This window comes from Kitasatospora sp. NPDC001309, from assembly GCF_042896295.1.
In the GTDB taxonomy this organism is placed as follows: Bacteria; Actinomycetota; Actinomycetes; order Streptomycetales; family Streptomycetaceae; genus Kitasatospora.
This window is the reverse complement of record NZ_JBIAXC010000058.1, coordinates 37,905-60,597: the sequence shown is the minus strand read 5'-3', so window position 1 is coordinate 60,597 and position 22,693 is coordinate 37,905. Positions and strand designations below refer to the sequence as shown.

The 22,693-nt window shown below is 75.1% G+C and carries 13 protein-coding genes; 9 read left to right on the top strand and 4 right to left on the bottom strand.

Translation table 11 applies throughout. The features are described from left to right. Positions 1–118: 118 nt before the first annotated feature. Entirely contained in the window at positions 119–2,920 is a 2,802-nt protein-coding gene (locus tag ACFY2K_RS38180) for a penicillin acylase family protein (RefSeq protein WP_387717254.1), read from the bottom strand. A 244-nt stretch (positions 2,921–3,164) separates the two neighbouring features. Between ACFY2K_RS38180 and ACFY2K_RS38175 the strand changes: the two genes are divergently transcribed. Together ACFY2K_RS38175 and ACFY2K_RS38170 are read left to right on the top strand one after the other, a co-directional pair. Beyond that, positions 3,165–4,226 carry an SUKH-4 family immunity protein gene (locus ACFY2K_RS38175; RefSeq protein ID WP_387717252.1) on the top strand — a complete coding sequence of 354 codons (1,062 nt, stop codon included), beginning with the start codon at positions 3,165–3,167 and terminating at the stop codon, positions 4,224–4,226. A gap of 20 nt (positions 4,227–4,246) precedes the next feature. Further along, a complete protein-coding gene (locus tag ACFY2K_RS38170; RefSeq protein ID WP_387717250.1) occupies positions 4,247–4,984 on the top strand; it encodes a hypothetical protein in 738 nt (245 codons plus the stop codon). 83 nt (positions 4,985–5,067) lie between these two features. Here ACFY2K_RS38170 and ACFY2K_RS38165 read toward each other — a convergent pair whose 3' ends face one another. Continuing rightward, complete coding sequence (locus ACFY2K_RS38165; RefSeq protein WP_387717248.1) at positions 5,068–6,081, bottom strand: zinc-binding dehydrogenase; 1,014 nt, start codon at positions 6,079–6,081, stop codon at positions 5,068–5,070. A gap of 100 nt (positions 6,082–6,181) precedes the next feature. Here ACFY2K_RS38165 and ACFY2K_RS38160 point away from each other — a divergent pair, with 100 nt between their 5' ends. Continuing rightward, positions 6,182–6,889 carry a TetR/AcrR family transcriptional regulator gene (locus tag ACFY2K_RS38160; protein ID WP_380531839.1) on the top strand — a complete coding sequence of 236 codons (708 nt, stop codon included), beginning with the start codon at positions 6,182–6,184 and terminating at the stop codon, positions 6,887–6,889. A 40-nt stretch (positions 6,890–6,929) separates the two neighbouring features. On the opposite strand, the gene ACFY2K_RS38155 is transcribed toward ACFY2K_RS38160, so the two are convergent. Continuing rightward, positions 6,930–7,610 (bottom strand): macro domain-containing protein, encoded by a 681-nt coding sequence (locus ACFY2K_RS38155; protein WP_375890546.1) that lies wholly within the window; start codon positions 7,608–7,610, stop codon positions 6,930–6,932. A gap of 255 nt (positions 7,611–7,865) precedes the next feature. On the opposite strand from ACFY2K_RS38155, the gene ACFY2K_RS38150 reads away from it, so the two are divergent. The 6 genes from ACFY2K_RS38150 to ACFY2K_RS38125 all read left to right on the top strand — a co-directional run bounded on the left by ACFY2K_RS38150 (position 7,866) and on the right by ACFY2K_RS38125 (position 17,335). Then, a complete protein-coding gene (locus tag ACFY2K_RS38150) occupies positions 7,866–9,560 on the top strand; it encodes an ADP-ribosyltransferase domain-containing protein (RefSeq protein WP_380593317.1) in 1,695 nt (564 codons plus the stop codon). Between the two features lie 589 nt (positions 9,561–10,149). Then, positions 10,150–10,863 carry a thioesterase II family protein gene (locus ACFY2K_RS38145; RefSeq protein ID WP_375890542.1) on the top strand — a complete coding sequence of 238 codons (714 nt, stop codon included), beginning with the start codon at positions 10,150–10,152 and terminating at the stop codon, positions 10,861–10,863. Positions 10,864–10,943: 80 nt separating this feature from the next. After that, positions 10,944–12,590, top strand: a complete 1,647-nt coding sequence (locus ACFY2K_RS38140; protein ID WP_387717245.1) for a condensation domain-containing protein — start codon at positions 10,944–10,946, stop codon at positions 12,588–12,590. Next, the gene (locus tag ACFY2K_RS38135; RefSeq protein ID WP_380531851.1) at positions 12,587–14,086 is read left to right on the top strand and encodes a lyase family protein; all 1,500 of its coding nucleotides are present in this window, start codon (positions 12,587–12,589) and stop codon (positions 14,084–14,086) included. Before ACFY2K_RS38140 ends, ACFY2K_RS38135 begins: the two co-directional genes overlap by 4 nt. Next, positions 14,083–15,075 (top strand): kinase, encoded by a 993-nt coding sequence (locus tag ACFY2K_RS38130; protein WP_380643781.1) that lies wholly within the window; start codon positions 14,083–14,085, stop codon positions 15,073–15,075. Before ACFY2K_RS38135 ends, ACFY2K_RS38130 begins: the two co-directional genes overlap by 4 nt. Further along, complete coding sequence (locus ACFY2K_RS38125) at positions 15,065–17,335, top strand: pyridoxal-phosphate dependent enzyme (protein ID WP_387717242.1); 2,271 nt, start codon at positions 15,065–15,067, stop codon at positions 17,333–17,335. The genes ACFY2K_RS38130 and ACFY2K_RS38125 overlap by 11 nt, the downstream gene beginning before the upstream one ends. A 134-nt stretch (positions 17,336–17,469) precedes the next feature. Here ACFY2K_RS38125 and ACFY2K_RS38120 read toward each other — a convergent pair whose 3' ends face one another. Further along, positions 17,470–22,635 (bottom strand): amino acid adenylation domain-containing protein, encoded by a 5,166-nt coding sequence (locus tag ACFY2K_RS38120; protein WP_387717240.1) that lies wholly within the window; start codon positions 22,633–22,635, stop codon positions 17,470–17,472. Positions 22,636–22,693: the final 58 nt, after the last annotated feature.

Here is a 22,693-nt window from a genome sequence, read left to right as displayed (position 1 = left end):
TCCCCGCGCTGTGGGCCCGTTCGCGCGGCGAGGCGACCCGGCTGATCGGGTTGACCTGGATCGAGGAGCGACAGGTCGTCCTGGTCCGGGCCGGGCACCGGCGGCCGCTCGTCGCCGGTCAGCGGTGGGCGCTGAACTGCACCACCTGCTGGTAGGTCGGACGGTTCTGCCAGGTGGTCTTGGCGTCCGTCACCCCGCCCAGCGGGCGCTGGATGACGGTGTCGGCGCACCACTGGTCGCCCGCCGTGCAGTCCGCGTCGCCCGGGTAGACCTGGGCGGGGGTCTGGGCGGCGGCCTTGGCCAGGGTGGTCTGCAGCACGGTGCGGCAGGCCGCGAGGTCGCCGCCGCCGCAGAACGGGCGGGCCAGCGGGCCGGCGACCGGGTCGCCGAGGACGGCGCGCAGGTCCTTGTCCAGGTAGCTCCACCAGCCGTACTGGAAGGCCGAACCCTTGTGCGGGATGCCCTCGTTGGCGCTCACCGGGCCGCCGCCGGTCGCGCCGGTCTGGCCGCCGGAGGGCGACTCGTTGATCTGCAGGGCGCCGGTCAGCGCCGAGAACAGCTGGTCACCGAGCCCGGGCCGCATGACGCCGTCGGCGACCAGCGGCCACCAGGCGTCCATCACCCGGATCGCGGCCGCGTCCGCGTAGGCGTGACTGCCCGCCGAGGTCTCCTTGCGCTGGGCGCCGTCGGCGAGCCAGGCCTCCAGCTGCTGGAGCGCGGTGGCGGCGGCCGGGTCGGTGACCGGGGCGCTGCGCAGCACCCGGATCAGGTCGGGAAGGACGTCCTCGGCCCGCAGGTCGGCCAGGGCGGCGCTCTCCATGGCCTGGGTGAGGGTGACCCGGCTCGCCTTGCCGCCGCCCCGGAGCAGCGCCTTGACCCGGTCGTCGAGCAGGTTGGCGCGGTGCACCGAGCCGTTGCCGAAGCCGGCCGCCGTGAACCCGTCCGCCTGCTTGTTGTTCCAGGAGACGTAGTAGTCCTGGTTGACGGACTGCGGGTGCTCGGCCGGAGGGGTGTACCGGGCGGTGTTGGTGGCGGGGTCGAAGTCGGCCCACTCGTAGGCGGGTCGGGCGAGCACGGGCAGTCCGGCGTCCACCCCGGGGGCGCGCACCGGGTTGCTGCCGGAGTTGTAGTAGGCGATGTCGCGGGAGTCGGCGTAGAACCAGTTGAAGGTGTAGTTGATGTCCTGCGCGGCCCGCTGGAAGCTCGGCGCGTCGTGCACCGCGCCGGGGTCGTTCAACTCCTGGAAGCCGATGATGGAATCGGCCTCGTGGCGGTAGGTGGAGCGCAGCGAGGTGAAGGCGACGGGCGCCCCGCCGACGGTGCCGCGGGCCGTCACCAGGCCGTAGTTCGAGCGGTACATCACCAGGGTGTAGGAGCCCGCCGCGGTGGAGTCGGCGGTGGTCGGGCTCCAGGCGTCCTTGCGCTCCAGCCGGTCGAAGGGCAGGCACTGCCCGTGCCAGAGGTAGGAGTCGGCGGCGGTGGTGACCGGGGAGCCGTCGGTGGTGCAGAGCGGGACGGCGTAGGTGTCGGTGATGTCCTGCCCGGCCGAGGTGGCGCTCCAGGCGTAGTCCTGGCCGCGGCCGAGCTGCACGTAGAAGCTGAGGCCGGCGAAGGCCGCGCCGCGGGCGCTGATCCCGGGGCCCTGGATCTCCTCCAGCATCAGCAACTGCGGGGCGAAGTAGCCGGTCTGGGGGCCGAACACGGCGACCGGGTGGCCGTCGTCGGTGTGCGCGCCGGAGACCAGCAGGGCGTTGGACATGCCGTGCTTGGCGGTGAGCAGGTTGCCGGGCAGGACGCCGTCCGCCTTCGTGGTCGCGGAGTTCGCCGAGCCGGTGGCGTCGTAGACCACCTTCTCCGGCACCACCGAGCCCGGGTCCGGCAGGGCCTGGCCCTGCGGGGCGTCCGGCACCGTCGCGTACGGGAAGCTCTGGCCGTCGTGCAGGGTGCGGACGGCCTCCGGGTCGTCGGACTCGCGCAGCGACTTCCACAGCGCGTCCCCGGCGTCCTTGCCGTACCGGGCCTCGGCGGTCGACTTGACCTGGGCGGAGGCGAGTTCACCGCCGCCGCCGGCGCCGAACAGCGCGCCGACCACGGAGGCCAGGGCGACCAGGTCGGTCAGCTTGAACGGCTCGATCGAACCGGCGTTGGTGATCGGGTCGATGTGGCCGGTGAGGTCGTACTCGCCGGGGAAGGTCCGGGCGTTGTACGCCTGGCTCGCGTACTGGTTGATGCCGTCCAGGTACGCGTTGGCGTCCGCGAGTGCCTGGGTGGCCCGGCCGCCGCGGGCGGCGAGCGCGTCGATCTGCTGCTGCAGCTCGGCCTCGGTGTACGGCGCGGCCTGCCAGAAGCTCTGCTCCAGCTGCCGGTTGGCGGCCGCGCCGCCCGCGAAGCCGGACAGCTGGCCGCGGCCGACGTGCCGGAACAGGTCCATCACCCAGAGCCGGTCCTGCGCGGCCGCGTAGCCCGCGCCGAACTCGGTGCCGTAGCGGGTGGTGCCGCTGATGTGCGGGACGCCGGTGGCCTTGTCGCGCACGATCGTCACGTCCGCGCGCGGGCTGACGGTGCTGGCCACCTGGTCGGCGGGGACGCCGAAGGAGGCGTCGTTGAAGAAGTTCCGCAACCCGGCCTCGGTCAGCCCCGGGTAGCCGGAGGCCAGGGCCGAGTACGGGCCGAGCTGGTCGTCGGTGTGCGCCGGGCGGCTGCCGAACATCCGGTTGAGCAGGATCTCGGCGAGGGTGGCGTTGCCGTTCTCGCCGGGCGGGAGGATGTCGGTGCAGCGGCCGCCGCAGTAGTCGGGGGCGGCGGCGGCCGGGGTGGGGGAGGCGGTGGCGGGGGCGGTCAGGGCGGCGGTGACGAACAGGGCCGACGCGAGCGCGACGGCCGCGGACCGGAGGGGGTGGGGGCGTGTGCGTGGGGGCAAGGCGAGCTCCTCCGTCGAAGCCACGGGGAGTCGACGGTAGGGGCGCTACTGGCCGGTTGGCTAGTGGCGTGCATGCCATTTCGCCCGCGATGTGCCGGAGTTGGGGGTGTCGGGCGTCGGGGGTCGGGGGCCGGGCGAGGGGGCGGACGGCCTCCGGCGGGCCGGGGTGTCGGCGGGGTCGGTTAGGGTCGCTCGCGGTAGTGGGTGATCTTCCGGCGCGGGGCGGCGGGGCAAGGGGTGCGTGGTGGGGCGGGAGCTGCTGGCTGCTGGTGGGTCGTGCTGGGGGCGGGCGTACCTGGACCTCGGGGCCGCGGGGGAGGAGCCGCCGCGGGTGGTCGAGGGGTTCGCCCTGCTCGGGGAGGCGCGGTACGAGGGCTGGGAGGGGCCCGCGGCGGTGCTGCTGGACGGGGCGAGCGGGGAGGTGTTCCTCGGGCGGCCGGGGGACGACGGGGCGCTGCGGCGGGACCTGCTGGCCAGCAGCACGGCGTGTCTGCTGGCGCTGGCGCGGGTGGTCGAAGGGCTCGGCGGGGCAGCGGAGTACGGGCCCGCCGGAGTGGCCGAGGTCGTGGAGACCGGACGGCGGTTGCTGCGGGAGGCCGATCCGGAGCTGTACCGGCGGACGGGTGGCCGGCCCGCGCACTGGGAGGCGGCGGTGACGGTCCGTGCCCTGGCGTGGGGCGCCGGGCCGGGCGGGCCGGGGGGGTCGGCGTACGCCGTCACTCCGGCCCTGGTGGCGGACCTGGCGACGGCGGAGGGGGAGGGCGGCGTCCGTCGCTTCGGGGAGGACGAGCTGCCCGCGAACGTGACGCACGGTCCGACCCGGCGGCTGCTGACCGAGGTCGGCCTGCCGGTGTCCGGGCGGTGCGTGCTGGAGGTCGATGCCGAAGGGCCGCTGGAGGGTTACGAGCCCGAGGACGACGAGGAGGAGCCCTCGGAGCGGGCGTACCAGCGCGGGTTCCCGGTGCTCGGTGGGTGGATGTACGACTTCGACGTGCTGCTCGACGGCGCGACCGGGCGGGTCGAGCTCACCGATGTGTGGGGCGACGGCGGGACGGCCGCCTACCTGCACCGCGACCTCTCCGCGCTGCTGTACACGCTCTGGACGTTCCACCGGCTGCGCGCCGCGCGGGAGGAGGCGTACCGGGAGCGGAAGGAAGCCCCCTGGTCGGTCTTCGACCCGTGCGAGCTGTTCGACGGCGCGGCCGAGGAGGCGCTGCGGGCGATCGATCCGGAGGCGTTCGCGAGCGAGGAGCACTTCTGGCCGATCCGGATCGACGACGGGCACATGGGCAGTCTGCTGGAGTAGCCGAATTGGCAGGTGGGAACGTGAGTGAGGGTGGGTCGGTGCGGACGCTGGTGGGGGTGGTGTGGCGGCAGAAGAAGCTGCTGCTCCTGTCGGGGGTCACGGTGGCGGTGACGGTCGGGGCGGCCGCGCTGCTGGTGTGGGCGGAGGTGCTGCTCGGGGGGAGCGTGGTGGTCGGGGCGGCCGGGCTGGTGGTGCTGTTGTTCCTGGTGACCTTCGGCAATGCGGCGATGCTGATCGCGGTCGATGACGCTCTGCGGGGGCGGGCGGTCGGGGTGTGGTCCAGTTGTGCGCGGGCGGCGGGGCGGTTGCCGGTCATCGCGGGCTGGGCGGTCGGCGGGGCCCTGACCATCCTGGTGGGAGCGGTGCTGCTGGTCGGGGCCAGCTGGGTGATGGTGGGCTACCTGGTGCTGCCGGCGATGGTGCTCGACGGTGTCGGGATCCGCGAGGCGCTGCGGAGGTCCCGGGAGGTGCACCGGCGTGAGGGCTGGACGAGTGTGTGGGGTTCGAGCTGGGTGGCCCTGCCGGTGGTGCTGACCTTGCTCCCGTCGCTGGTGGCCCTGGTTCTGGGCTTCACCGTGAAGGACCGGGTGCTCGGTGCGCTGTTGGTCGCGGGCGCGGCGGTGTGTCTGGGCGGTGGGTTGGCGGTGACGGCGAGTCTGTCCGGGGTGTTCCGGGTCCGCTACTACCGGGAGGCCATGGGGGGACCGGTCGAGGCCGTGCCGGTGCAGCCGGTGTTGCACGTGTCGCCCGTGGAGTAGGACGCGTGCGGGCCGGCAGCCGCAGGGGCGGCTGCCGGCCCGGTGCCGTGCCCGGCTCAGTCGGGCAGGTGCGGGGGCGCCGGTCAGGGCTTGAGGACGAGGCGGATGGGGTTGCCTTCCTTGCGCTCCAGGGCCTGGACGGCGCGGGCGGCGTCGGCGAGCGAGAAGGTGCCGCTGACCGAGCGGGCGAAGTCGAGGCGGCCGCCGCGGACCAGGTCGACCAGGTCGATGACGTCCTGGCCGTCGGAGCCGTAGTGGCCGAGGATCTGCTGGCGCAGGTAGCTGACCATGGTGCCCTTGGTGATGGTCAGCGGCTTGTCGGTGAGGCCGACCAGGACCAGGCGGCCGCGTTCGCCGAGGGCGGCCACGGCCTGTTCGCGGACGGCGGCGACACCGGCGAAGTCGAAGGCGGCGGCGAGGGGACGGCCGGCGGTGGCCGTGCGCAGGCGGTCGGCGAACCGGGGGTCGGTGGGGTCGAGGGCGGCGTCGGCGCCGAAGGCGAGGGCGCGCTCGCGGGCGGCGGGGAGCGGGTCGACGGCGACGATCGGGAAGGCGCCGATGGCGCGCAGCAGTTGGACGCCGTGGGCGCCGAGTCCGCCGACGCCCCAGACGCCGACCGGCTCGGCGGGTCGGACGGCGCCGGTGCCGGTGATGGCGGCCCAGGGGGTGGAGACCGCGTCGGGGATGAAGCAGGCCTGCTCGAAGGGGAGTTCGTCGGGTATCGGGACGAGCGTGGTGGCGGTGGCGAGGGCGTACTCGGCCCAGCCGCCGTCGTAGTCCACGCCGCGGGTGTGCACCCGGCCGTTGCGGGTCTCGCCGGCCTGGAGCAGCACCCGGTCGCCGACGGCGGCGGTGGTGACGCCCTCGCCGAGGGTGTGCACGGTGCCCGCGACCTCGTGGCCGAGGGTGACCTTGTCCCCGTCGAGGAGGAAGGGCTTGAGGGTGCCGTCGATGAGGTGGACGTCGGAGAGGCAGACGCCCGCGGCCTCGACCTTGATCAGCACCTCGCCCGGGCCGGGGGTCGGGACGGGCACCTCCTCGACGGCGAACGCGCCCTTGGTGACGTCGAGGCGGCCGGCGAGCATCGTGGCGGTCATCGGGACTTCCCTTCTGCCGGGGGTAGCGGGGCCGGGGAGTGCTCCGTCATCCCAAACTTGCTTGTTAGCCAACAAGCAAGTTCAACCCTAGCATGGTGCCATGCCCACGCACGATGACCCGGCCACCCGCGCGACCGCTCCGCAGGGGCCCCCGCCCCGCCGCACCCAGGCCGAACGGCGCGCCCACGCCGAGGCGGCGCTGATCGCCGCCGCCGCCCGGCTGATCGCCGAGCACGGCAGCACCGGGGTCACCCTGGCCAGGGTGGGGGAGGAGGCGGGTTTCAGCCGGGGGCTGGCCACCCACTACTTCGGCTCCAAGGCCGCGCTGCTCGCCCGGCTGCAGGAGGAGGCGCTGGCCGAGGCGATGGCGGCGGCCGCGCCCGAGCGCAGTGGCGCCGGGGCGGCGGAGGAGCTGTGCCGCTTCGCCCGGGGCGTGCTGGAGGGCGTGCGGCACCCGACCGACCTGGGCCGGGCCTTCGTGGTGCTGGGGGCCGAGGCGCTGGCGGGCACCTCCGAACTGACGCCGGCGGTGGCGGAGCTGGACGCCCGGACGCGCGGCTGGGTGGCGGACGTGGTCGGCCAGGGCCTGGCGGACGGGGAGCTGCGGGCCGGGGCGGGCGCAGGGGTGGAGGTCGGAGCCGGGGTCGGTCCCGGCGCAGGGGTGGATGCCGGGGCCTTCGCGTTCGCCTTCGTGGGACTGCTCAAGGGGCTGGTGGTGCAGGCGGCGGCCGCGCCGGAGGCCTTCGACGTGGCGACGGCGACGGTGGAGGCGGAGCGCTGGATCCGCTTGGCGCTCGGCGCGGCCTGAGGGCCGGCGGGGCTTCCGACGGAACTGCCGGCGGAACGGACTACCGCCCGGAGCGGCTGCGGGCCGGGGGCGTCGCGATGCGGACCCGGGTGGTGGCAGGCGCCTGCTCCAGGTCGTCCAGCTGGGCGAGGATGGTGGCGCGCAGCTCGTCGTCGTCCTCGAACCGGTGGTCCTGGAAGAGGGTGTAGCCCGTCCACATCAGGTTGGCGCACACCCGGGCCGGCACCCGGCCGGTCTGCGCGCCCATGCCGACCAGGGCCACCGACCGGATGCTGTCCGGCACGAGCAGGTTCTGCCGGTGGACGGCCTGGAAGGCGGCGGCGCAGGCGAGGGCGACGTTCAAGGTCTCGCTCACGTTCTGCGAGGAGGTCTGCATCGTGGGCGCCGAGATCAGGAACTTCGGGTTGACCGCACCGGAGGGCACGCAGACCGCGCTGCCCACCGGCAGCGTGCCCGCGTGGGCGCTGCGTATCCTCCGCTGCACCTTCAGCTGGATGCCCGCCCCCAGGTGGCGCTTGATCGCGGCGTCCGCCCCGCCGTCCATCCGGCCCTTGGAATTGGTCGGGCTGACCCAGGCGTCGACCTGCTCGGTGAGGATCGAGCCCTGCCGGATCTCGATGCCGGGGGTGTCGGCGAAGGCGGCCCGCCAGGACTCGACCACCGAGGCGTTGAGGTCCGTCAGTACCACCCTGAGCGGGGACTGCGCGCGGTCCGTCGTCATGCGGCAACTCCTTTCGTACGGGGAGAGGTTCTCCCTGTCGTTCTCCGTGTCGTTCTCCCGGTCGAATCCGACGCTAGCGGGTGCCACTGACAATCCGTCCGGGGCCGTTCGGACTGGTGGAGCGCCGGGTGGACCGTCGGGTGGAGCGACGGGTCGGAATGTCGGTGCGGGCTGTTAGGAAGGTGTCGTCCGCCGGAGAGCTGACGGACCGTCATTCGACGCCTTTCCGTGACCCGACCAGCCCGGAGTACCACCATGAGCGCTGCCGACACCTCCGCCACCGACCAGCCCGGAACGAACGACCCGAACGACCCGTTGGCCCTCGCGGAGCTGTTCCGGGGCGGCGGCGAGCCGTGGCTCCCGGTGCTCAAGCCGGTGATCGAGGCGCAGCCCGGTGCGGCCTCGTTCATCGGCCCGGAGCGCGGGTCGGAGGTCGTGCCGGTCCGCGAACTGACCTTCCAGGCGCTCAAGCCGCACGCCCCGCACCGGTGGAAGGTGGTGGTCTTCGGGCAGAACCCGTACCCGCGCCCGGAGAGCGCCACCGGCATCGCGATGTTCGACAACGCCTTCCACGACTGGAAGGACAGCCAGTTCGGCCGGGTGATCAGCATTCGCTGCATCATCAAGGCCGCGGCGATGTGGAAGTACGGCATACCCAAGAAGACGCCGATCGCGGACATCCGCGCGCTGTTGAAGAAGGAGGAGACGGTCCAGCCGCCGGAGTGGTTCCAGGCGATGCTGACCCAGGGCGTGCTGCTGCTGAACGCGGCGCTGACCGCCAGCGCGGACGGCGCGATGGGCCCGGAGCAGCACACCGGGTTCTGGCGGCCGGTGGCCGAGCGGATCGTGGAGGAGATCCTGCGGGCCAAGCAGCAGGCGGGGGAGGAGGACCGGGGGGTGGTCTTCGCCTGGTGGGGTGCGCACGCGCGCAGCTTGAAGAGCGTGGTGCAGCGGTTGGAGAAGAAGTACCCGGGGGTCGAGGTCCGGCACATCGACCACGCCAACCCGGCGGCCCAGGGCGACATCTTCTGCGACAACGAGCACTTCGCCGCGGTGAACGCCGCGCTCGCCTCGCTCGGCGCGGACGGGATCGACTGGCTGCCGAGCAAGGGCTGGGACGCCGCCGCGGCCGCGGCCGGGGGCGCCGACGGCGGTGTCGCCGAGCGGATGGGCGCGTTCATCGCGTCCACCATGGAGCTGCACCAGCTGTACCTGGACCGGCTCGCCGGGGTGAAGGACGAGGGTCTCGATCTCCCGGCCATCAGCGGGGTGTTCGACACGCCGCTGATGGACTTCCGGGAGGCGGTGGCCCCGGTGGCCGAACTGCTGCGCGGGCTGGACCGGCACGTCACGTCGTCGCACGAGTTCGGCAGGCGGCGGGCGGACGAATGGGCGGCGGAGCGCGCGGCCGGGCAGGTGGCCGGTCGGGCGGACGGGCGCGGGGGCCCGGGGGTGCCCGACGGGCTGTCCGCGGACGCGATCGCCGCGCTGTACCTGTACACCTGCGAGTCGGCGTTCTACCGGGAGATCAACGCGGTGCTGCGCTCCCCGGACCGGGCCCGGCTGGTGCCGTACCTGCCGTACCTGCGGCTGCTGTTCGGGGCGGTGTCGCAGCTGCCGGTGCGGACGGAGCCGCTCTGGCGCGGGGTGGCCCTGGACCTGCGCAAGCAGTACCCGCTGGGGCGGACGGTGACGTGGTGGGGGGTGTCCTCCTGCACCTCCGAGCCGGGCGTGGCGAAGTCCTTCCTGGGCAGCCGGGGCAAGCGGACGCTGTTCGAGGTGCGGCCGCTGCGCGCCACGGGCATCCAGCGGTTCTCGGCGTTCACGGGGGAGGAGGAGTACATCCTGCTGCCCGGCACCCAGTTGGAGGTCACGGACGTGCAGGTTCAGCGCGGCGGGCTGTGCACCGTGACGCTGACCGAGGTCGCGGGGGCGCCGCTGGTGTCCTGAGCCCGTGGCCCGGACGCCCCGGACAACCCGGACGGCCCCGACACCCCGGCGCGCCAACGCCCCTTCGCCGGGCGGCCGTCCGGGCGGTCGGGTTCGTGGACCGACCGCCCGGGCGGCGGGGGCCCTCGCCCGGTCCGGTCCGGCCCCCGCCCGGTCGGCGCCCGCCTGCCGCCGGGCCGTGCCGTACGGGGCGCCGCCGGATAAGCCAATGGGAGTTCCCCGCGAGTTGCGCCCCGATTCCCGGGCGCGGTGGGCGGGTTGTCGAATCGACCCATTCGGGAGGGGGCGCTGCCGCCCGCTGGCCGGTTATCGCCAACTATTGAGCGTGCTCACTCAGCTGAGGTACAGTCATCAGCGGTTGATCGGCACACTATTCATCATCCTCGATGGCAGAACCGACCAGGCGGCACGACCGGCCTCCGCAGAGCGGCGATCCAGTGACGGATCGAATGAGTTCTGACATCTTTTCCAGAAAGGCCGCTTCGGAGACCATGGACTTTCCGGACGACCTCGGGCCAAAAGCCGGACTTCCTGGATGGCGCCCGTGAACGGCCAGATACTCCCCGACAAATGGTTCGTTTCCCGAGAATTGCGTCCGGAGGCGCCGGTCAGGCTCGTCTGCTTCCCCTATGCGGGCGGCGCCACGTCCATCTACGCCCGCTGGCCGGCCGCGCTCGGCCCCGAGGTCGAGGTCGCCGCGCTGGCCCTGCCGGGCCGGGAGCGCCGCCTCGGTGAGCCCGCGGCCGTCGACGTGGAGCGGATCGCCGAGGCCGTCGCGGCCACCGCCGACCGCCCGTACGCGCTGTTCGGCCACTCGATGGGCGGCCTGCTGGCCTTCGAGGTGGTCCGGTGGCTGCGCCGGTCAGGGGCCGAACTGCCCGTCCACCTCTTCGTGTCGGGCTGCCCGCGGCCCGACCTGCCGCGGGGCGACGACATCTTCGACGGCCTGTCGGCGCTGCCGGACGACGCCATGCTCCAGCGGCTGGTGCGCGGCGGTGGCCTGCCCGCCTTCGTGCTGGACGAGCCGGAACTGCTGGAACTCGTCCTGCCCGTCTGCCGGGCCGACTTCGGCTGGTTGGACGCCTACGACTGCGGTGACGAACCGCCGGTTCCGGTACCGATCACCGCCTTCGTCGGCAACGAGGACGCCTCGGCCCGGCCCGAGGACGCGGCCGGCTGGGCCGCGCACACCACCGGACCGTTCGCCCAACACGTCCTGCCGGGCGGTCACTTCTTCCTCGACGACAACCTGGACGCGATCAGCCGGGCCGTTCGTGCCGGGATCGGGAGCCCCGTGGCGTGATGCCGCGGGCCCCGGCAGGGGGCCCCGAGACAGGCAGGCCCCAGTCCGCGACGGTTGGAACGACGAGGTCAGGAACTGCGATGGCGGATGGAACCACCGGGTCGGCCGGGCCCGGGGCGGAGGGGGCGCGGATCGCCCGGGCGGCCCACGGCCAGGAACTGGTCTGGCGGACCGGCCGGCGCTCCGGGGGCCTGCTGCTCCAGCACGTGGCCGACACCTTCCGGTTGGACGCCGCGGTCGACGAGGAGCAGGTCCGTTCGGCGCTGGCCGCGCTGACCGCCCGGCACACCGCGCTGCGGACCTCGGTACGGGTGCTGGACGGCGAGCTGCGGCAGGTGGTCCACCCGGGGATCGACCTGCCGGTGGAGTTCACCGACCTCAGCGGTCCGGACGACGGCAAGCGCGCCGAGCGGCTCGCCGAGATCGCCGACCAGGCTGCCGTGCTGCCCTTCGACCCGGCCCGGGCGCCGCTGTGGCGGGCCGTCGCCGTCCGGCTCGGTGAGGCGGACTGGGCGGTGGTCCTGGTCGCCCACCAACTGGTCTGCGACCCGGCCTCGTTGTTCCTGCTGAACGCCGAACTCGCCGAACTGTGCGCCGCCGAGGAGCAGGGCCGGGCCCCGGTGCTGCCGGACCGGCTGCTGGACTTCGCCGACCACGCGGACCGGCAGCACGGGCGGGACCGGTACGAGCGGGCGCGCCGGCGCGGGCGGGACCGGCGGTACGAGCAGGACCGGCAGTACGAACGGGACCGGCTGGAACCCCACGCGGACACGGCCGAGTTCTGGCGCTCCCGGCTGGCCGGACGGCCGTCCGGGCACGGCCTCCCGCTGGACCGGCCCCGCCCGGCCGTCCGCGCCTTCGCGGGCGCCGAGGTCCGCGCCGAGTTCCCGTCCGGTCTGGCGGCCGCGCTGCGGGCGGGCGCCCGCCGGCTCGGCGGGTCGCCGGCCCCGGTGCTGCTGGCCGGTTACGCGGCGCTGCTGCACCACCGCTCCGGCCGGACCGACCATCTGATCGGCGTGCCCGTCTCGGGCCGGCGCGGCCCCGAGACGCTGTCGCTGGTCGGGGCGCTGGCCGGCCAGGTGGTGCTGCGGCTGGACACCTCCGGCGACCCGTCCTTCGCCGCGCTGGTGGAGCGCGTCCGGGACGTCGCCTCGGCCGCCTGGCAGCACCAGGAGCTGCCCGTCGCGGAGTTGGCGGATCTGGCGGACCTGGCGGACCTGCAGGACGTCGCGGACCAGGCGGAGCCGTCCGCCGGGCAGCCGCCGGGCGCGCCCGTCCACCAGCTGGCGTTCACCCTCGCCGAGGGCGAGCTCGGCGCCCCCTGCGGGTACGCCGAGGACGACCTGCTGCTCGAAGTGGCCGACCGCGCCGCCCGGTTGGTGTACGACACCGAGCTGTTCGCCCCCGCCACCGCGCGCGCCCTGCTCGACGACTACCTGGCGCTGCTCGCCGCCGGTCTCGCCGAGCCGGCCGCCCCGCTGTCCGGCCTGCCCGCGGCCGCCGCCGACCGGACACCTGCTGCCCGCCCGGCACCCGCCACCGGCCCGGCACCCGCCACCGGCCCGGCACCTGCCACCGGTCGGACCCCCGCCGCCCGCCCGGCACCCGGCGCGGGCGGGGACGGCCGGGCCGAGAGTTTCCCCACCGGCAGCCCCGGACCGGCCGGGCCGGAGGGTCCGGGCGAGGGCCGGTCCGCCCCATCGGTTCTTCTGAGGAGCACGCAATGACGGTGACCGGTCGGATCGTCGGCATCCCGAGCGAGGTGTGGCACGAGGAGGTGCTGGCACCCCAGTTCGCCTACGAGGCCGAGCACCTGCTGCGGCACTACGTGGCGATCGAGAAGGTGCTGCTGCTGGAGTACCGGCGGATGGAGCTGGTCGACGGCCCCGGCACCGCCGCGATCGCCGCCCGCCTGGACACCGTCGACCAGGACGGCATCCGGGCGAACCCGAGCGAGAACATGTCGGACATCTCCTTCGCCCTGGAACGGCACGTCGCGGCCGGCCCGGTCCCGCCGTTCGCCGCCTGGCACGCCGACCGCAGCCGCAACGACCTCCAGGTCTGCGCCCAGCTGCTCTCCGCCCGCGAGCAGGTCCGGGCGCTGGCCGCCGACCTGCTGGCCTTCGACGCGGCCGTCCGGGCGCTCGCCGCAGGCGCCGTCGAGGTGCCGATGCCCGGCTACACCCACGCCCAGGCCGCCCAGGTGATCAGCCCCGGCTTCTACCTGGCCGCGCTGTCCAGCGAGACGCTGACCGCCGTGCGCCGACTGCTGGCCGCGTACGACGAGATCGACGCCTGCCCGCTGGGCGCGGGCAGCATGGCCGGGCAGGAACTCGACTGGGACCGCTCCCGGATGGCCGGGCTGCTCGGCTTCGCCCGGCCCCAGCCGCACGCCCTGGTCGCCGTCGCCTCGCGCGGCTGGGCGCTGGCGATCGCGGCCGAGGCGGCGAACTTCGCCGTCGCGCTGAGCCGCTTCACCACCGACCTGATGGCCTGGGGCGGCAGCGCCCACGGCTTCCTCGACCTCCCGGACGAGCTGTCCGGGATCTCCGCCGCGATGCCGCAGAAGAAGAACTTCCCCGTGCTGGAGCGGATCCGCGGCCGCTGCGCGCTGGTCGCGGGCAGCGCGGCCGAACTGGCGGCGGCCCAGCGCAACACCCCGTACACCAACACCGTCGAGGTGTCCAAGGAGGCCGGCGCCCACCTGCGGGTGCAGACCGAGGCGCTGCGCTCGACCCTGCGGCTGGCGCATGCCGTGGTCACCGGGCTGGTGTTCCGCACCGACCGGATGCGGGCGGCCTGCGAGGGCGAGTTCCTCGGCGGCTTCACCCTGGCCAACCGGCTGACCCTGGACGAGGGCGTGCCCTGGCGGACGGCGCAGATCATCGCCGGGCGCTACATCAAGGCCGCGCTGGACAAGGGCCTGGCCCCGGCCGACGGGGACGCGGCGCTGCTGGCGGCGGTCGCGGAGGAGGCCGGGCACCGGCTGGCCGGGCCGCAGGCGCTGCTGGCGGCCTCGCTGAGCGTCGAGGCGGGCCTGCGCGCCAAGACCTCGGTCGGCTCGACCCACCCCGACCAGGTCCGCGCCACCCTCGCCGAACTCGATGCCGAGCAGGAGCGGTTGACCGAGTGCTGGGCGGAGCGGGCCGCGGTCGCGGGGGCGGCCGCGGACGAGGTCACGGCGCTGCTCGCGGCCCCGGCGGACTCCCCGGCGCAGCGGTGACCCCGCCCTCCGCCGCGCGCCCGGCCCCGGCGGCGGCCCCGTCCGCCGGCGCCGTCCCGCCGCCGCGCCGGCCGTCCTTCGCCTCCCCCCGCCCCGGCGTCGACCTGCGCACCGGCTCGGCCCGCGCCTTCGGCACCTTCGGCGAGCTGCTCCAGGGCGCCCTGCCCGGCGGCCAGGAGTTCCTGGTGACGCTGCCGGTGGACCGCTGGGCGCGGGCCCGCTTCCGGCTCGACCCGGGCGGCCCGCTGCGGGTGTTCCCCTCGCACAAGACCAAGACCCGGCGGGTGGCCGAGGCGATGCTCGCGGCCTGCGGGCGCCCGGCCGGCGGGGTGCTGCTGCTGGACGGCGACCTGCCGGTCGGCAAGGGCATGGCCAGCTCCTCGGCCGACCTGGTGGCCACCGTGCGGGCGGTCGGCGCCGCGGTGGGCCTGGACACCTCGCCCGCCGAGGTGGAGCGCTGGCTGCGCCCGATCGAGCCGACCGACGGGGTGATGCACCCCGAGGTGGTGGCCTTCGAGCACCGCGAGGTGCGGCTGCGCGAGCGCCTGGGCGGCCTGCCGGAGGCGACCGTGGTCGCGGTGGACGAGGGCGGGCTGCTGGACACGGTGGCGTTCAACCGGGTGCCGAAGGTGTTCTCCCCGGCGCAGCGCGCCGAGTACGCGGAGCTGCTGGCGGAGCTGGGTGCGGCGCTGCGGGCCGGGGACCTCGCGCGGGTGGGGGCGGTGACCACCCGCAGCGCGGTGCTGAACCAGCGCCTGGCGCCCAAGCGCAACCTGGACGCGGTGCTGGCGATCGCCGAACGGGTCGGCGCCGCCGGGGTGGTGTGCGCGCACAGCGGCACCCTGCTGGGCGTCCTGCTGGACGAGAACGACGCCGACCACGGGCCCCGGCTCGCCGCCGCCCTGGCGGCCTGTTCGACCCTGCCCGGCACCACCACCACGGTCCGGGCCCTCACCCTTCAGGACATGGAGCTTGCTGATGCGGCATGAATCGATCGTCGACGCCATCGGCCACACGCCACTGGTCCGGCTGCGGGTGCCCGCGCCGGAGGGCGTCGAGGTGTACGCGAAGCTGGAGCTGGCGAACACCTTCGCGATGAAGGACCGGGTGGCCCGGCAGGTCGTCACCGAGGCCCGCCGCTCCGGGGCCCTGCGGCCCGGGGCGCCGATCGTGGAGAGCTCCTCGGGGACGATGGCGCTCGGCCTGGCGCTGGTGGGCACCCACCTCGGGCACCCGGTGCACATCGTCACCGACCCGCGGATCGACCCGATCACCCTGGCCAAGCTGCGCACCCTGGGCTGCGAGGTGCACGTGGTGTCGGCGATGGGCGACCAGGGCTGGCAGTCGGCCCGGCTGGACCTGCTGGCCGAGCTGATGACCGGTCTGCCGGGCGCGTTCTGGCCGCAGCAGTACTCCAACCCGCAGAACCCGGCGGCCTACCGGGGCCTGGCCGAGGAGCTGGTGGCCGACCTCGGCACGGTGGACGTGGTGGTGGGCTCGGTGGGCAGCGGCGGTTCGCTGTGCGGGACGTCCCGGGCCCTGCTGGAACGTTTCCCCGAGCTGACGGTGGTCGGCGTGGACGCCGTCGGCAGCGTGCTGTTCGGCCAGCCCGACGTACCGACCCGGCGCCAGTCCGGCCTCGGCAACAGCCTCTACCCGGACAACATCGACTACCGGCTGATCGACGAGGTGCACTGGCTCTCCGACGACGAGGCCTTCGACGCGACCCGGGCGCTGGCCCGGGAGCAGAAGATCTTCGCCGGGAACACCTCCGGCTCGGTCTACCGGGTGCTGACCCACCTGGCGGCGCACGCCGCGCCCGGCACCAAGCTGGTCGGCATCATGCCGGACCGCGGCGACCGCTACGTGGAGACGGTGTACGCCGCCGATGCCGCGGTGTCCGGCACCGCCGCGGAGGCCGGCGCCGACCGGACCCCCGTGATCGCCACCGAGCCCACCCCCGTCCGCTACGGCGAGCTGGTCAGCACCTGGTCGTACGCGCGGATCTCCCGCCGGGAGCGCCCGCTGCTGTTCTTCGTGGAGTCCAACACCACCGGCACCGGCATGCTCGCGCTGACCACGGCCGTGCGGCTCGGCCTGGAGCCGGTGCTGTTCGTGGTGGACCCGGCCCGCTACCAGGGCCTGGCCGAGACCGGCGCCCGGGTGGTGGTCTGCGACACCGACGACCCGGAGGCGCTGCGCAAGGCCGCCGAGGTGGCCGCCGGCGACCGCGAGGTGGCGGGCGTGACCACGACCAGCGAGTACTACCTGGTCCAGTCGGCCGCACTGGCCGAGGGGCTGGGCGTGGCGGCCAACCCGGCGGCGGCGCTGGCCGCCTGCCGGGACAAGTCGGCGACCCGGCGCACCCTGCTGGCGCACGGGGTGCGCCAGCCCCGGTTCGCCGAGGTGCGCGACCCGGCCGAGGTCGAGGCGGCGGTCGCGGCGGTGGGCCTGCCCTGCGTGGTGAAGCCGGTGGACGAGTCCGGCTCGCACGAGGTGCTCTGGTGCGAGGACGTCGCCACCGTCGCCGAGCAGGCCCGCAAGCTGCTGGCCGTCACCCGCAACGTGCGCGGCCAGGCCAGCGCCGGGACGGTCCTGGTGGAGGAGTACCTGACCGGGCCGGAGTTCAGCGCCGAGATGTTCCGGGCGGACGGCGGGACCTCCTGCGTCGGCATCACCCAGCGCACCGTCAGCGAGCTGCCGTACTTCGTGGAGACCGGGCACCTGTTCCCGGCGGTGCTGCCCGAGGAGACGGCGGCGGCGATGGCCGACACCGCCCGGCGCGCCCTGGAGGCGGTCGGTCTGGAGCGCGGCCCGGCGCACGTCGAACTGCGGCTGACCGCCGACGGGCCGGCCGTGATCGAGATCAACGCCCGGCTGGCCGGCGGCATGATCCCGGAGCTGATCCGGCCCGCGACCGGCATCGACCTGCTGGACCAGCAGATCCGGGCCGCTGCCGGGCTGCCGCTGAACCTGACCCCGGAACGGTCCCGTTCGGCCGGGATCCGGTTCCTGATCGCCGCCGGGGAGGGCCGGCTGACGGCCGTCGAGGGCGTCGAGCGGGCGGCCGCGGTCGCCGGGGTGGAGCGGGTCACCGTGACGGCGGCCGCCGGGCGCGCGGTGCGGCCGGTCCGGGAGGCGTACGACCGGCTGGGGCACGTGATCGCGGTCGGGGACGGTCCCGAGGAGGTGGGCGAGGCGCTGGACGCCGCGCTGGCCGAGCTGACGGTCGTGGTCGAGGCCGAGTAGCCGGAGTACGAGTAGGCGGCGTACGAGGAATCGGCGTACGAGGCGTCGGAGTACGAGGCGTCGGAGTACGAGGAATCGGCGTACGAGGGAGGGCCGGCGGACCGCTCAGCGGCCGCCGGCCCTCCCGTCGTGGTTCAGGCCCCGGGCGTGGGCCGCGGGCCCGGGCGGCGCCGGCGCACCACGGCCGGCTCCTCGGCGGCGTCCGGCTTCGGCGTCCGGTCGACCAGGGCCGCCAGCGCCGCGATCGTCGGGTGCTCGAAGCAGGCGCTCAGCGGCAGTTCGACCCCGAGGTCGCGGTGGATCTCGGCGAGCATCCGGATCGCCGCCAGCGAGTGGCCGCCGAGGACGAAGAAGTCGTCCTCGATCCCGATCCGCCCGGTCTCGAACAGCTGCTGCCAGATCGCGGCCAGCGCCCGTTCGGTGGCGGTGCCCGGCGGGGTGCGGTGGCCCTCGGCGCCCTCCTCCGGCGGGACCCGCAGCGCCTTGCGGTCGGTCTTGCCGGAGGGCAGCGTGGGCATCGCGCCGAGCACCACGAACCGGGCCGGCGTCAGGGCCCGGGGCAGCGAGCGGGTGCAGTGCGCCCGCAGTTCGGCCGGGGTGGGCCGGGCGGCCGGGTCGGCCGGGTCCGCCGGGGAGACGAAGGCGACCAGACGCGGCCCGGAGACCGCCGAACGGTCCACCACCACGGCCGCGTTGGCGACCTTGCGGTGCCCCCCGAGGACGGACTCGATCTCGCCGAGCTCGATCCGCACCCCGCGGATCTTCACCTGCCCGTCGCCGCGGCCCAGGTAGTGCAGCTCGCCGTCGGCCGTCCACCGGGCCAGGTCGCCGGTGCGGTACATCCGCTCGCCGGGCGCGCCGTACGGGCAGGGCAGGAAGCGGTCCGCGGTGAGGTCGGGGCGGCCCAGGTAGCCGCGGGCCAGGCTCGCCCCGGCGAGGTACAGCTCGCCGGTGACGCCCGGCGGGACGGGGCGCAGCGCCGCGTCCAGGACGAACAGCCGGGAGTCGGTGATCGGTTCGCCGAGCGGCGGCGCGGCCTGCGGGCGCAGCGGGCCGGACAGGGTGCCGAGCACGGTGGTCTCGGTCGGCCCGTAGGCGTTGTGCAGCCGGTGCTCGCGCCCCCACTGGGCCACCAGCTCGGGGCCGATCGCCTCGCCGCCGCTGACGATCGCGCGCAGCGCGGGGTAGTCGCGGGCGGGCAGGGCGGCCAGCGCCGTCGGGGTCAGCACGGCGTGGCTGATCCGCCGCTGTCCGAGCAGGACGGCCAGCTCCTCGCCGAGCACCGGGTGCGGGGGCGCCACCACCAGGACGGCCCGGGACCGGAAGGCCATCAGGAGTTCCATCACGTACATGTCGAAGGTGGGGGACACCTGCTGGAGCATCCGGGGCTGCTCGCCGCCCGCCGCCGCGGCGGCCGTCTCGGGCAGCAGGACGGCGCGGTGCAGCTGCTCGGCGAGCGGGGCCAGCCCGGCGTGGGTGACCACGACGCCCTTGGGCTGCCCGGTGGACCCGGAGGTGTACAGCACGTACGCGGCGTTCGCCGGGTGCACCGGGGCGGTGGCCGGGCGCTCGCCGGAGCGCTCGCCGAGCGCGTCCAGCAGGTCGGGGTCGTCCAGCAGCAGGGCCGGCGGGGCGTCGGCCGGCAGTGCGGCGGCGCCGTCCTCGTCGGTGACCACCAGCGCGGCCCCGGCGTTCGCGAGGATGAAGGACAGCCGCTCGACCGGGAACCGGACGTCCAGCGGCAGGAAGGCGCCGCCCGCCTTGGCGACCGCCAGCACGGCGAGCACCAGCTCCCCGCTGCGGGGCAGCGCGAGGGCGACGGAGCTCTCCGGTCCGACGCCGCGGGCGAGCAGTTCGGCGGCCAGCCGGTTGGCCTGCTCGTCCAGCTCGGCGTAGCTCAGGGTGAGGTCGTCGGTCTCCAGCGCGGGGGCGTCCGGCGCGGCCGCCACCGCCTGCTCGAACAGCTCGGCGAAGGTGGCCGCGCCGGGCCCGGGCAGGCCGGTGCTCCAGCTGCCGAGGACGGCCTCGCGCTCGCCGGGGAGCAGCAGCTCCCAGTGCGAGAGCGGCAGGTCGGGCTGCGCGGTGGCGGTCTCCAGGGCGAGCAGCAGCCGCTGGGCCAGGGCGGCCCCGGCGGCCTCGTCGAAGAGGTCGGCGCTGACCGTGAGCACGCCGCCGATGGTCGCGCGGGCGCGGTCCTCCGTCAGTTCCACGGTGATGTCGAACGGGGTGGCGGGGGTGCCGAGGTCGAAGGGCTCGGTGGGCAGTCCGCCGAGCGCCGGGACCGGCTCGGGCTCGCCGTTGAGGCTGGCCATCACCTGGAACAGCGGGTTGCGGCCGTGCCGGCGGGGCGGGTTGAGGGCGGTGACGATCTCGTCGAAGGGCAGGTCCATGTGGTCGTGCGCGGCCAGGTTGGTCTCCCGCACCCGGGCGATCAGGGTGCGGAAGCTCGGGTCGCCGGAGGTGTCGGCACGCAGTACGGCGGTGTTGATGAAGCAGCCGATCAGGTCGTCCAGCGCCTGGTCGGAGCGCCCCGCGGTGGGGGTGCCGAGCGGGATGTCGGTGCCGGCGCCGAGGCGGGTGAGCATCGCGGCGAGCGCGGCCTGGAGCACGATGAAGACGCTGGCGCCGTGCTCGTGGGCGGCGGCGGTGATCCGCCGGTACAGCTCGGGGCCGGCCTCCACCCGGGTGGGCAGGCCGCGGAAGGTCGGCGCGGCCGGGCGCGGGCGCGCCCCGGGCAGGGCGAGCTCCTCGGGGAGCCCGGCCAGGGTCTTGGTCCAGAACTCCAGGCTCCGGCCGAAGGGGCTGCCCGGATCCTCGGCCCGGCCCAGCTGCTGCGCCTGCCAGAGCGCGAAGTCCGCGTACTGGATGGGGAGTTCGTGCCACCCGGGGGCCCGGCCGGCGGCCCGGGCGGTGTAGGCGGTGGCCAGGTCGCGGCAGAGCGGGGCGAGCGAGAGGCCGTCGCAGGCGATGTGGTGGACGTCCACCAGCAGTACGTGGGAGCGCGGGCCGGTGCTGAACACGTGCAGCCGCAGCGGGACTTCGGTGGTCAGGTCGAACGGGGTCTCCAGGGCGTCCCGCAGGGCCTGCTGGAGGCCGTTGGGGTGGATGGCGCTCGCCCGGACCACCTCGGCGACGGCCTCGGGCGGCTGCACCGACTGGCGCGGCGCGCCCGCGTCGGCGGGGAAGACCGTCCGCAGGATCTCGTGCCGGCGGCCGAGGTCCGCGGCGGCGGCGGCGAGCACGGCGAGGTCCAGCTCGCCCTCGATCCGCACCGCCAACGGCATGTGGTAGAAGGCCTGTTGCTGCCCCAGCCGGTTGACGATCCAGATCCCGCGCTGGGCCATCGACAGCGGCAGCAGCTCGGGCCGGGGCCCGGTGGCGGCCGGGATCGCACTGCGGGCGGAGGTCTCGGCGGGGGCGGCGGCGGCCTCGTCCAGCAGCTTGGCCAGGTCGGCGAGGACCGGGGTCTTGAGGACGTGGCGGACGGACAGCTTGACCGACCACTGCCGGCGGATCCGGGCGACCAGCCGGGTGGCCAGCAGCGAGTCCCCGCCGTCGCGCAGGAAGTCGGTGTCCCGGCCGACCTGCTCGGTGCCCAGCAGCCGGGACCAGATCGCGGCCAGTGCCCGCTCGGTGGCGGTCGCGGGGGCGGCGGAGCCGTCGGTGGCCGGCCGGGCGCCCGCGGCCCGCTGCGGCGCCTCGACGGCGTCCTCGATCCGGCCGTCGGCCAGCACCCGGGCCCGGCGCCCGCTCGGCTCACCGGCCAGCAGCAGCTCGCCGTACACCCCGGTGGGCGCCCGGTTGCCGTAGCGGTCGCGGACCTCCGCTTCGGCGCCGTCCGCCTCGGCGGGGCCGTGGGCGCCCAGCGCCACCGCGCCGACGCTCGCCGCGCCCTCGGCCAGGAAGGCCTCCAGCAGGACCAGGTAGTCGGCGGCGAGCCGCTCCACCGTCTCCCGCTCGAACAGGTCGGTGGCGTAGTCGAAGGCGAAGCCGACCTCGTCCGCGGTGTAGCTCACCGCGAGCTCCAGGTCGAACTTGGCGGAGTCGTTGCGCATCTCGACGATCTCCACCGCCAGGCCCGGCAGCTGCGGCGGCGGCACCACCTGGTTGACGCTGCACATCACCTGGAACACCGGGTTGCGGGACGGGTCCCGGACCACGCCGAGCGCCTCCACCACCCGGTCGAACGGCACGTTCTGGTTCGACAGCGCCTCCGCCGCCACCGTCCGCACCTGGCCGAGCAGTTGGCGCAGGGTCGGATCGCCGGCGAGGTCCACCGGCACGGCCAGGGTGTTGGCGAAGTAGCCGATCACCGGCTCCCACTCGGCCTGCGGCCGGTTGGCCACCGGCACCCCGACGACCACCCGCTCCTCGCCGTTGTAGCGGTGCAGCAGCGCGGCGAGCACCGTCACCGCGGTGGCGAACAGCGAGGCCTCGTGCCCGGCGCCCCAGGCGGCCAGCCGCCGCTGGAGGTCGACCGGGACGGGCACCGTGACGCTGGCGCCCTCGCCGCTGAGCAGCACCGGCCTCGGCAGGTCGGCCGGGATCCCGGCCTCCTCCGGCAGCCGGGCCAACTGCTCGCGCCAGAAGGCCAGCTGGCCGCGGTAGAGCTCCACCGTGGCCGGCTCGGCCTCCCAGGCCGAGTAGTCGGCGTAGCGCACCGGCAGCGGCGCCAGGCCGGCCGCCGGGCCGCCGACCCGTTCGGTGTAGCAGGCGCCCAGCTCCTGGAAGAACAGCCCCTCCGACCAGCCGTCGGTGATCGCGTGGTGCATGGTGACGGCGAGGTGGTGGACCGGCGCCGCCCCTTCCGTACCGGAGCGGATCAGCTTCGCCCGGAACAGCGGCCGGCCGGCCAGGGCGAACGGGAGCCGGCTCTCCTCCTCGATCAGCGCGACCACGGCCGGTTCGCCGAGCTCGGTCAGGTCCCGCTGCTCCCACGGCAGTTCGTCCGGATCGAGGAGCAGCTGGAAGACCTCGTCCTCGTCGCCGGCGAAGGTGGTGCGCAGCCCCTCGTGCCGGGCCACCAGGTCGCCGACGGCCAGCCGCAGCGCCCCGGTGTCGAGCTCGCCGACCAGCCGGAGCCGGAACGGGACGTTGTAGGTGCTGTTGGGGCCGTTCAGCTGCTCCAGGAACCAGAGCCGCTTCTGCGCCAGCGACGCGGGCTCCCGCCCGTCGCCCTGGCGGGGGGCCGGGACGGCGGCGGTCGCGGGGGCGGCGGCCGCGGAGCCCGCCTCCTCCGCCAGCGCCTGGGCGAAGACGGCGTCCAGCGTGGCGCGGCCGACCGCGTCGGTGTCGTTCAAGAGACCTTCCTGGCCTTCCTGGTCGTGGGGGCGTACGGGTGCCGGGCACTGCGGTCCG

What these genes read in the sequence shown, in the direction of transcription:
- ACFY2K_RS38150 (WP_380593317.1), top strand. Translation starts at nt 7,866, where the DNA reads ATGAGCGCTGCCGACACCTCCGCCACCGACCAGCCCGGAACGAACGAC.
- ACFY2K_RS38125 (WP_387717242.1), top strand. Translation starts at nt 15,065, where the DNA reads ATGCGGCATGAATCGATCGTCGACGCCATCGGCCACACGCCACTGGTC.
- ACFY2K_RS38140 (WP_387717245.1), top strand. Translation starts at nt 10,944, where the DNA reads ATGGCGGATGGAACCACCGGGTCGGCCGGGCCCGGGGCGGAGGGGGCG.
- ACFY2K_RS38160 (WP_380531839.1), top strand. Translation starts at nt 6,182, where the DNA reads ATGCCCACGCACGATGACCCGGCCACCCGCGCGACCGCTCCGCAGGGG.
- ACFY2K_RS38135 (WP_380531851.1), top strand. Translation starts at nt 12,587, where the DNA reads ATGACGGTGACCGGTCGGATCGTCGGCATCCCGAGCGAGGTGTGGCAC.
- ACFY2K_RS38165 (WP_387717248.1), bottom strand. Translation starts at nt 6,081, where the DNA reads ATGACCGCCACGATGCTCGCCGGCCGCCTCGACGTCACCAAGGGCGCG.
- ACFY2K_RS38155 (WP_375890546.1), bottom strand. Translation starts at nt 7,610, where the DNA reads ATGACGACGGACCGCGCGCAGTCCCCGCTCAGGGTGGTACTGACGGAC.